Origin of the sequence: Neisseria sp. P0020.S005 (genome assembly GCF_051957055.1) — a bacterium.
GTDB lineage: Bacteria > Pseudomonadota > Gammaproteobacteria > Burkholderiales > Neisseriaceae > Neisseria > Neisseria subflava_A.
Window position 1 is genome coordinate 1 of record NZ_JBQCWV010000029.1, and the last position, 638, is coordinate 638.

Annotated in this window: 1 protein-coding gene; it reads right to left on the reverse strand. The window is 56.4% G+C overall.

Annotated elements, in window-relative coordinates; all coding sequences use genetic code 11:
- The coding region (locus tag ACTHTU_RS11140) for a hypothetical protein (protein WP_440362583.1) at nt 1-638 on the reverse strand (638 nt) is incomplete at both ends.

Here is a 638-nt window from a genome sequence, read left to right on the forward strand (position 1 = left end):
CCGCAGGTATAGTTGTGGTTAAAGTATCCGCCCGTGATGCGAGTGTTGACGGCAACCATGCCTTTTTCGTAGGCCTTGGCGACTTCGCCGGCGCCTACATCCTCTCCGGACGGAGAACCATGTAAACCTGCAATTACTGCGCCGCCAGTGAATCCCCGTACGTCTAAGTAGCGGATTTCTGTGCCTCTGCATTCGAACAGTCGCCAACCGTAACCGCGACTCCATACCTGACCACCGCGCCAGAGGCCGAATGTGGGCGCAACCGTGCCGTCATCTTGCGGGAATTGCGACAGGCCGTCTGAATTCCAGTAGCCGCCGACGCTGCGGTGGCGTTGGCTCGATTCGTCAATGTGCAGTTGGCGGATTTTTTCGCGTGTATATCCTTCAGGTTGTTGTACGCCTGATGTATCAGCCGAATTGTTCATGTAACGGGCAACATCGTGGGACAGTGTGGTGGTATTGAAACCTGCCTCCGCCGTACCTTTCAGCGCCATACCCGTGCCGATGTGCGGTTTTTCGCGCGTCCAGCCGTCGATATGCGGAATCCAGCGTTTGTCAGGGTCGGCCATGCCCGATGTGTAGCCATAGTCTTTATAGGCACGGGTGGTAATTTTGCCGCCGTGCAGAATGGTGTTGCC